At 56.8% G+C, this 9,691-nt stretch carries 5 protein-coding genes and 1 pseudogene; 3 read left to right on the plus strand and 3 right to left on the minus strand.

Annotation, left to right across the window (positions count from 1 at the left end; genetic code table 11):
* Nucleotides 1–262: 262 nt before the first annotated feature.
* Both GWG67_RS38275 and GWG67_RS38280 read right to left on the minus strand, forming a co-directional pair.
* A complete protein-coding gene (locus GWG67_RS38275) occupies nucleotides 263–586 on the minus strand; it encodes a PilZ domain-containing protein (RefSeq protein ID WP_275174819.1) in 324 nt (107 codons plus the stop codon).
* Nucleotides 587–1,679: 1,093 nt separating this feature from the next.
* Nucleotides 1,680–2,021, minus strand: a complete 342-nt coding sequence (locus GWG67_RS38280; RefSeq protein WP_275174820.1) for a hypothetical protein — start codon at nucleotides 2,019–2,021, stop codon at nucleotides 1,680–1,682.
* Nucleotides 2,022–3,164: 1,143 nt separating this feature from the next.
* Here GWG67_RS38280 and GWG67_RS38285 point away from each other — a divergent pair.
* Together GWG67_RS38285 and GWG67_RS38290 are read left to right on the plus strand one after the other, a co-directional pair.
* Complete coding sequence (locus GWG67_RS38285) at nucleotides 3,165–3,920, plus strand: SDR family NAD(P)-dependent oxidoreductase (RefSeq protein WP_275174821.1); 756 nt, start codon at nucleotides 3,165–3,167, stop codon at nucleotides 3,918–3,920.
* Between the two features lie 170 nt (nucleotides 3,921–4,090).
* Nucleotides 4,091–5,005, plus strand: coding sequence for a polysaccharide deacetylase (locus GWG67_RS38290; protein ID WP_275174822.1), 915 nt, complete (start codon nucleotides 4,091–4,093; stop codon nucleotides 5,003–5,005).
* A gap of 103 nt (nucleotides 5,006–5,108) precedes the next feature.
* Here the strand turns inward: GWG67_RS38290 and GWG67_RS38295 are convergent.
* Nucleotides 5,109–6,092: pseudogene (locus tag GWG67_RS38295) on the minus strand (TauD/TfdA dioxygenase family protein).
* 1,615 nt (nucleotides 6,093–7,707) lie between these two features.
* Here GWG67_RS38295 and GWG67_RS38300 point away from each other — a divergent pair.
* A complete protein-coding gene (locus GWG67_RS38300) occupies nucleotides 7,708–8,895 on the plus strand; it encodes a Xaa-Pro peptidase family protein (protein WP_275174823.1) in 1,188 nt (395 codons plus the stop codon).
* Nucleotides 8,896–9,691 lie beyond the last annotated feature (796 nt).

The following is a 9,691-nucleotide window of genomic DNA, read 5'->3' on the forward strand; positions in this document are numbered from 1 at the left end:
GGGAATCCACAAACGAAAATTGCAAGGTTTGGGGGCCTCAAGCCCCCAATCCCTGCAATCTCAAATGCCCCCCCAACCGGAAAACTGACTCCTGCTCAATCGCTTAGAGCCTTGTTCACGGACGACTACGTATTTTCCGGCACCGTTCAGGCAGTCGCGTAAGGGTTCGAAATCTCTGATGAACCATCTGCCACCCGAGCTCGTACGGGCATTGTTGCCAGGTCGCGTCGATCTAGATTCGGGGGAGAACCTTTCCGCTGAATCAATCCGAACCCGGATCCTTTTCTCCGGCTATCAGCCCCGAGCGATTAGTCCGGGTCATTACAAATTGGACTCCGATTTCCGAACCGTCCAGTCGAATTAACTCGCATCGCCGGTAGGCTAATCCGGTGGTTGAAAGCAACAAGAAGAACTGACGACATTTGAGGACGTCTGTCGATCCGTCGATTCGAAGACGCGCCCCGGTCTCGGAAACGTCGATGAGAATGCAATCGCGCCGCCATGTGCCATCGAAACCCAAAAGGGTCGCCCGATACTCGTGGTCGAAGCGCACTCGTTTTGATCGACGTTTATCCCATCCATACATTCAATGGCCTTCGTGTCTTCAAAACGGACCGTTCGAAAATGTAGCGGAGCCGGAGTCAAATTGCTCCGCATTGCATTTCGTATCTAGACCCGGGAAGAAATGACGATGATTAAGAGGAAAATATCTGTCGGTCGGCACCAACGCAGAATTAGAGACACCGGGCGCGGCGCTCGCAGCGCTTTCAGACGACCGGTTTGCGGGGCCTTAGGCTGGGTGTATCGGGGAGGTTGCAAGACAATTCGGCCGTGAGACGCGACCAGCAATGTGCGTTTACAGAAATGGGCATCAGGAGCGACGAGCTCACTTCACGTGAAGACGAGGGCAAGCAGACTGGAGCAGAGCAGCGCAATTCAAACTGCCGACAGGGCCAGGAAGCTGCCGGAGACAAGATCAAGAGTGCCCATAATGACCTCAATTCCGGCGAGGAGTAGAGAGCAAAGGCCGCTCTGCTCGTCGGTCAATTACCAAAGAATATATCAAATGCAGTGCATAATTGCTGCTGTAGCGGGCGGAACGCTCGTTTCCAGCGCGAGCAGGCGGCAATTCGCGGCGTTTCGGCGGGGACTCTCGTTTGAGCTAAGCCAGCTTCTGGAGCAATTGTGCTGCATGCGTTGCCCCGTGAGATGGACTTTGCGCCAGCCGTTAATGTAGCTCAGTTCGGCGTCACCTTAGTTCAGAGAGATAGGAGCGGTCGCCGACATCATTGTGATTAAGGGCCCCGTTGGACGACAGTGTTCCCGACGGGGAATGAAAGCTATGTTTCATCGGCGGAGGCCGGCCCTTCGTGTCGTTCGGCCGCGGCCGCAACTGTCAGGCTGATATACGGGTTGCAATGATGCGCTCCTGCGCGCAGCGATGGCACGACCCGTTGGTCGAACTGCGGGCATATCGGCCGGGTAACTACACGGACGTGCTTTATACCGTTTCCGACGGTGGCAGCACCTCGATAGAGCAGTTGCAATCGCTGTCTCGCCGAACGACACGTCACGGGAACGGAGTAAATGCTTATCGACTCGTGCGTGCCACCAGGCAACCGGCAAAACGACACCCGTGGGGATCGAGGAGACGTTTCAGGGATGAAGGTGAAGCCTTCTCAATCCTCTTCACTCCTTCGCACACCAGGCGCCACGCGTCGGCTGGTGGCCGGCGATTGCCTCGGCTTGGCCGTCGACTCCGCAGCGACGGGGCGCGCTTCGATAAAGTCGAGAATGGCGCGTCCTTTTGTCGTAATGCGCCAGCCACCCTCAATCCGCTGAACGAGTTGTTGCGAAAAGACATTTAGCTCCGGCACGCGAGCTCCCAACCTCTTGGTGCGCTCGGCCCACTCGGGCCCGCAGGTCGCTAGGATCGCCATATCGCGCTTTAGGTCGGCCATTGAGGCGAAACCGTCCGGATAGCTCGCCAGGATCTTGAGGACTGTAATCTGGAAATTCACCTGACTGACAAATCACTACTTGGTCGCGGAGCTAGCGCCACATGGTGGACGCCTTCGAAAAAGCTTCGCGCTCCACCTATTCAAGGCGTTCCTTCGTCATCTCGCCGTTGATGGCTGCCTCCAGGATCTTTGAGGCCACATGGGCTCGGACACCGGTTGCGCAAGTGGATAGGCTTTTGCATACCTCGTCAAGCACGCTGCGAACGAGGGCGGCAGTCCTGGCGTCCAACATCCGAGCCCTCGCCCATCTCGCTCATGAAGGAAGGAAGATAATGCGGGATCTCCGATCCGGAAATTGGAAGGCGTTGAAATTATCGGAGACGCGCGCTTGCGATGTCGAGGTCGCTAACGCCAAGTGCGGAGCGTTGCCCGGACGGCCCGGCTAAGGAAGTTACGGGAATACCCGGCAAACTGCTGTGGCTACGTAGTTGAACCCGTCGAATGGGGAGCAGTGGGATCAGTGTGCATGTTCAACATGACCGTGCTTCCCGACTGAATAGCGTCAACAGACATTGAGACTTAACCTCTTCGATGTCACCCTGCAACGCCCCAGGCATCGCTTGGCACAAGCCCTCACCTCGATTCGAATCTATCGCCAAACGCAATGCACTATTGCTGCTATTCTCGTGAGAGCGTGCATTTTTTCGTCCGGACCAGGACCAACCTCGCCGTCTTACCGCAAGAAGAGATGATATCGAGTTATAGCACCCCAGCTGACGACAGCAGGATCTATCTCACTTCCGTCGGACTTGACTTGGAGGGGCCCCGATGTGAACTGTTTTAAATTCAATGTGGTGCCTTGAGGAAAATGCGGTATCTCATCTCACCTGTCTTTGGGGAGCCTGTTCGTATGGCGGCACCGGTCAGCGCCCCGTCGCTTTGCGCGGCGCTCAACATCTTCGGTGTAAGCGGGTCTACGTGCCTTAATCGAGACTGCCGCTCCGGTAGCAAATGTCGTACCCGATTGTTGGAAGCATTGACATCGTTCACAGACAAGGCCTTCGCGTCTTTGGGTCGTGCATCCCGGAGAGAACTTCGGAAAGTCTCCTTTAAAGCATTCCGGTCGCTTCCTGAGTTGTAACAGTGCGTTCAAACACCGGAGCGGCGACCTACGCAATCATGGCAAGATGTGGAGCAGCTTGGATGGAACGTTTCAAAGGCAAGGTCGCAGTTGTAACCGGCGGCGGCGGAGGAATCGGAGCCGCCGTCTGTAAACGATTGGCTCGCGAAGGTGCGGAGGTCGTCGGTGCCGACATGTCCGCGCCAGCTTTGCAGTCAGTCGTTGCCGATATTGTTGCCGGTGGCGGAGCGGCGGAAGCTGCAATCATCGATCTTCGTAATGAGAGCGCGAGCCGCCTCATGATTGAAGGTATCCTCGCACGACATCAGCGCATTGATGTGTTGGTAAACAACGCCGGCATTTTCCGCGGTGGCAAGCTACTGTCTTTGTCGGATGATGATTGGCGGCTCAGTTTTTCAGTGAATCTCGATGCAATATTCCACCTTTGCCGAGCCGTTCTGCCGGGGATGATCGAGCGCCGCGCGGGGGCGATCGTCAATATCTCTTCGCAATGGGCTCTAAGCCCCGCCCCAAACTGCATCGCCTATAATGTGACCAAAGCAGCAGTTGCATCGTTTACCCAGAACCTTGCTAGGGACTATGCGCCTGACGGGATACGCGTCAATGCAGTCTGCCCCGGTGAGATACATACCCCTATGCTAGAGGAGGGTCTAAAGCGAGCGGGCCGAACAGTAGAACAACTAAACAAACTAGTCCCATTTGGGCGAATTGGTACTTCGGAGGAAGTGGCGGCGCTTGTGGCGTTTCTGGCCTCGAACGAAGCACCCTTTATGTGCGGGTCGTTGGTCGAGATCACTGGTGCACAGGCCGTTGCCTGACCAACAGCGAGTGGTAGGCGGGCGGCAACTGACCGAGTCGCAGGAGAGGGTCAAAAGAGGCCGGTGGCGATGACCATGTCGCAGGCATGCCGCCAGCTACCGAGAGGATCTGGCGTCAGTCTCACCCCAAGCGCTCACGGGAGCCTTGTGCATATACAAGGAGGTTGAAGGTGATCAAAAATCCGATTCCTTGGCCGAACGGCGCACGGTGCGCAGTGGCCTTCACATGGGACGTCGACGCAGACAGCGCCGTTCACGCTGCCCGCCCAGACAGCGCCGACAACCATGTCGCGACACTCTCCTTCATGCGGTACGACCCGGAAATTGCCGTTCCTCGGATTATCGATTTGTTCAGGCGCTATAACATCCCTTTGACGTTCTTCGTACCTGGCTGGACGATAGAAAACTACCCGGCCGCAGTGGATCTCATGCTCAAGAATTTGCATGAGATTGCTCATCACGGTTACCTCCACCACGACAATAACGCGATGTCGCGTCAGCAGGAGATGGAGGTACTTTGCGAGGGTATTGAGATAATCACCCGCGTGTCAGGTCGCAGACCGCTTGGCTATAGAACACCAATGATATCATCGAATGGTGTTTCGAGGCATACGATCGACCTTCTGATCGAGCAAGGCTTTCTATATGACACGTCGCTGTATGGCGATGATATTCCTTACGTGCTTCGCAACGATAAGGGATCCCTAATTGAAATACCTTGCATCCAAGGATTAGGAGACTGGTATCACTACATGAGCTGGCGCGATTTTGGCTATAGTGCAGCCATCAAATCTCCTATGCATGCAGCTGACGTGTTCAAGGCGGAATTTGATGCCGCGTGGGAATACAAGGGAATGTGGATGTGTGTGTGGCATCCGTCGGTGAGCGGGCGACTCGCGCGATGTACAGCCATTGAGCCGTTGATCAAGTACATGATTGAAAAAGGCGATGTCTGGTTTGCGTCGATGTCTGAGATCGCTTTGCACGTCAGAGAGGTCATATCATCCGGCACATGGAGACCACGCATCGATCAGGTGCCCTATTACGCCAGCCCGGCTCGGGACGCCGCCGCCAAGGAACGCTAGCGCTTGCGACAGCGCCAGCCGGCGCCCAAGTCATGCCTCCCCTAGACTGGCGAGCAATTCGGGTCTTTCTGAGCACGGTGGCCTGTTCTGAGCAGCGTCAGCCTCAAAACCAGCATAATGCTAAACGCGTGGCCCGTCTCAAAGCGTAGTCGGGCGCAAGTCGCGGCTTTCGACCTTGAGCTGCTCGCCCCTCTCGCTGCTTGGGGTTTTTGCGGCTTGAAGGCGTGAGGCAAGGAGGGGAACCGAGGCCGCGCGCATCGCGACCGGCCGCTGTGGAGTGATCATTGGCAGACTGCGTGAGGCGGTTATCCCAGATCGCAACGTCGCCCTCCCTCCACTTCCAGCGCACGCTGTTGTGCGGGGCCTTGATGTAGGAATGGAACAGGTCAAGCAGCTTTTGACCGGTATGTGTCTGGAGGCCGACAAAGCGGCGCACGGTACAGCCAAGCATGAGCATGCGCTCGCCGGTTTGCGGATGAGTGAGCACCACCGGAAGGGGCGTTTCGTAGATCGTTCCGGTGAACATCTCCTCGAGTTGCGCTTCTTTCAGCTCGGTCGAATGCTCTTTCAGGCCGTGTCGATCGCCATTGGCGTGAACTGCCTAGAGTTCGTCAGCGAGCATGCGCATCGATAGCGGAAGATCATCATAAGCGGCCGCCGTATTCGACCAAACCGTGGCACCGCCAACCGTGGCACCGCCGTAGGGCGCAGCCATTACAGCGCGCAGCACAGCGACACTTGGTACTTCGTCAGATGTGACACCCGCGCGCTCATGGGGGCTGCCACAAATGTCGCTCGACGATGGCGCCAGAATACAGGGTATTCGGTCGGTCGCACCAAGTTGAGGGCGGGAGATCAGCCGATCTAATCGAGCAGAAAGGCGCTCCTGTTCGGCATCATCAAAATGGTGTTGATCACGGAAGAAGATCACCTTGCGCTCCAGTAAAAACCGGCCGATCGCCCGCAACACATCGTCAGACAGGTCTCCCGATAGCCTGATATTGCAAACCTCGGCGCCAAGTCGCACTGCGCGGTTGATGACGTCTGGCCCCGGTGTGACACTATCGACGTTCGTCGTACTGCTCATGGCTGCGTTCTAAAGCGCGACCTTTGAACGAAGCTCCACCATTCGCCTGTCGCAGGAGCGAGGACGGAGAATATGCACGCTCAGCAGAGTCTCGGCCGCAGGTTGCCCTTGAATGACCTCGCGTTGACATCCGAAAATGTAAGCGCGAACAATGCGCGGTCAATGAAACGAAATCAGCGTTATTCTTGGTTCGGAGTAACAATTGCATTGCGTTCGAGGGAGTTGCTGGAATATGCGCACGATAGTGCTGAACCGATCTTCACACGCTCGCAACACAGCGGACTACTCGACACCGCGCGAAGCTTTACGCCTGCCAAAGATGTGAGCGCATATCGTTCATCGACGATCCGTCTACAGGAACTTACTGTCGTTCCGCGCACCGCCGCCTGCCTATGCGTTCGCTACTGAATAGAGCCTGACGCAAGTTAGCTGACATCCCATGCTGCCCGCCGTGTCAACGATTCTATTTGCCGATGTCAGTATCGACGAAGTCTTACGGCGTTATGACAAGCGCGCAAAAGCTATGGCGGATCACTAGAAGGTTACGTCGGAACTAGGGAGACCTGCCGAAACTAGTTCGGTGCTTGCTTGGAGACCGCCAAAATGTGACGCGCGTTGTGTAAGGGGGCGGAAAGAGACGAGCTCAAGAAATATTCGCCGTCGGCAGCTAAAAGCACTTACCACTTAGGCTAATAAATGCGAGCCGCCTAGCAAGGAACTGCGAGAAGAGGAGCCGGAGTGAGTATTGTCTTGGGCGCTATCTCACGATCAACGCGCGCATGACGCATCAGGACTCAAAGCCATGCGGTCTTTGAACTCGCCCAACGTGGCCTCAGCCGCTTGGAGTATCTTGCAGACGTGGCATGGGCCTCGGCTCCGCAGTTGGAAGGGCCGAGGGTCCCGCGCGAAACGCGCAATGAGGTCGCATGGCAGCGGTATCACTAAGGAAGAGTTGCCGACCACTGATGGCGCGGCTCATAGACGCAATTCATAGTAGCGATCTGTCGTAGTTGAATGATGCAATCTGTCGCGCTTCAGCGTTCCGTTTGCGCGGTTGAGAAATCTGATCGATGGATATTTCCGATCCGGGGTGATTGAACAAAGCCGAACTGCTGCGAATGATCAGTTTGGCGGCGGATTTCCAGCGTTGCCGTCTTCCGTTGCCAAATAGAATGACGGCACAGCTCCGGGCAGACGGCCCCGTCTTCGCTGCCCGTCTCGAAAGCTGGACCTTTCACCGTTACAACCAGCTCAGCGGCTGAAATCCGGCGACGACCGCCTCTAAATGCGGGATTTAAGCGTGAGCGAGGAAATGATTGCACTATATGGTACCGAGACATCTTTACTGTCCAGATCGACTAGGAGAATTGCGGTTTCGCGCGCCTCGTTCAGCGGGTAAAGGGCAGGAGGATAGGCGAGAAGCGGCAGGCGGCTAGGCCGCATGCAACACGGTTGGCCGGCCTACAGCTTGCAACGATGCGCGGCGAACCTGTCGTTCCATTGAGCCCGCCTCACGTTCAAGCTCATGCCGTTTTCCGCCCCGCCCGACAGTGTCTTATGAATGGCCGTTCGGACACGATCGGCTATGATGTCTTGGTAGAAAAGGAGCTATGTCATGAGGCCGACTGGAGACGGAATTCCATTTGCAAAGGAGGAATTTTCGCGTCGCTTGGCGCTAGTCAAGCAGGAGATGGAACGCCGAGAGATGGATACGCTACTCATCAGCGAGCCATCAAACATCTATTATCTCACAGGATACGAGGCTTACTCCTATTACGTGTTTCAAATGCTGGTTGTCCATCGCGAGCTTGATGAACCCGTCTGGATCGGCCGGTTCATGGATGCGGTGTCCGCTCGGCGAATGACGCATCTTCCAGAGACGGCCATACACCCCTATACCGACGAATATGTCCAATCGTCAGAACGGGATCCAGTCGATTTCCTCGTCGCAAAACTCAGAGAGATTTGCCCGACCCTGAAAGCCGTCGGGACTGAGACGGGCTCATTCTACTACACTGCAAGGGCCCATACCAAGCTGCTTGGCTCTCTCCCGAACGTGCGCTTCGTTGATGCCGAACTCCTGATCAATTGGATTCGCATTCGCAAAAGCCCAGCCGAGCTCGCGATCATGCGGGAGGCTGGCACGATTTCAAGCGCGATGATTGCCGATGCTATCGAGGCGGCAAAGCCTGGCATGCGCGAGTGCGATCTGGCCTCAGTGATCTACCAGCGCATGATCGCCGGCACCCCGGAATACGGCGGTGTTTTACCGTCGAGCCCGACCTATTTGCTGACGGGCTCGCGATCAGGCGAACCGCATGCGCCCTGGTCGGATCGCGCAATTGGCACAAACGTTCCCGTAAATGTGGAGACCTCTGGCTGCCGCCGGCGCTATCACGCCCCGATTAGTCGCACGATATTCCTTGGCTCGCCACCGGACTCCTATCTGCGGCTCTCCAACGCTGTGGTCGAAGGTATCGAAGCGGCATTGGCGGAGGTGAAACCTGGCGTCACTTGCGCGGATATAGAACACACCTGGCAAGCTACGATTGCCCGGCACGGCTTCCACAAGGAAGCAAGACTTGGTTACTCGATAGGAATTGGTTTCTCGCCGACTTGGGGGGAACGGACCGCGAGTCTCCGCAGTACCGATCTCACTGTTCTTGAGCCAGGCATGGCATTTCACATGATGCCGGGACTATGGCTCGGCGACAACGGGGTCACCATTACTCAATCGTTCATTGTGACTAAAACTGGCCGGGAGGACTTGACAACGTTCCCGAGACAATTGGTCATAAAATAGAACGCCTTCAATGGAGGCTGCACATCTAGGCGGAGGCCGTTCTCGCCGCCTCCATGGAGCACGATTTGCTGCGAGTTCGCCGTGTTTGGCGGGCGCGGCTTTGTCCGGCATCCTTGCACTGCTCTCAGCATTCCCGTCGGCGCATTCGCCCAAGCCATAAGGCGACCAAGTCTTAGACGGCGAGGGCCGGAGCATTCGCTGCATGACAGGCCTTTGCGGGGCATCGCGGACGCCACAAACCACGGCTGCAACGGCCGTCCGACAGTGAGCGGACGGGCCGGGGCAGCGTTTAGGGCGGCGCGGCGCTTGAAGGGGCATCGGCGCGCCCGCTCGGTTGGCCGTAAAATAGCGGCGGCCGATGCACGGCGACGCTCCGGACGCCATTGTCGTGGCGTGCGGATGTCCCTCTTCTTCCACACACTCACTCGCGAGCCTGACGAGAGTTCCCAATGGCTTCTATTCGGCACGGCTCGTAAAAGGTATAAGTGAATCGGTCCGCGCGCGTCAGGTTCTGCCCCGCCAAAATCGGCCGGACGTCCGCGGCGCTAGGAAAGTAGTGCACGCCTAGCAGTGGATAACCCGACACCACATCCAGGACCTGCGCCTGAGCTTCCGTCGCGGTCGTAGCCTCTGTGGTCGACGATGATCCCGTATTGCGGCAGGAGGCAAGTAACCCTACGCGGTAGGCCGCAGCGCGCTGATCTTTCCAGTTAACCGTTAGAGCTCGTCGGACTCCTCGGTTTTCGGCTTCATCGTCGCAGCGAGCACTTGGCGGCGTTTTTCGATGATGCTAGGG

Origin of the sequence: Bradyrhizobium sp. CSS354, from assembly GCF_029051725.1 — a bacterium.
GTDB lineage: Bacteria > Pseudomonadota > Alphaproteobacteria > Rhizobiales > Xanthobacteraceae > Bradyrhizobium.

Bases quoted from the DNA above. Each gene is read 5' to 3' on its own strand.
- GWG67_RS38300 (WP_275174823.1), top strand. From the start codon at position 7,708: ATGAGGCCGACTGGAGACGGAATTCCATTTGCAAAGGAGGAATTTTCG.
- GWG67_RS38285 (WP_275174821.1), top strand. From the start codon at position 3,165: ATGGAACGTTTCAAAGGCAAGGTCGCAGTTGTAACCGGCGGCGGCGGA.
- GWG67_RS38275 (WP_275174819.1), bottom strand. From the start codon at position 586: ATGTATGGATGGGATAAACGTCGATCAAAACGAGTGCGCTTCGACCAC.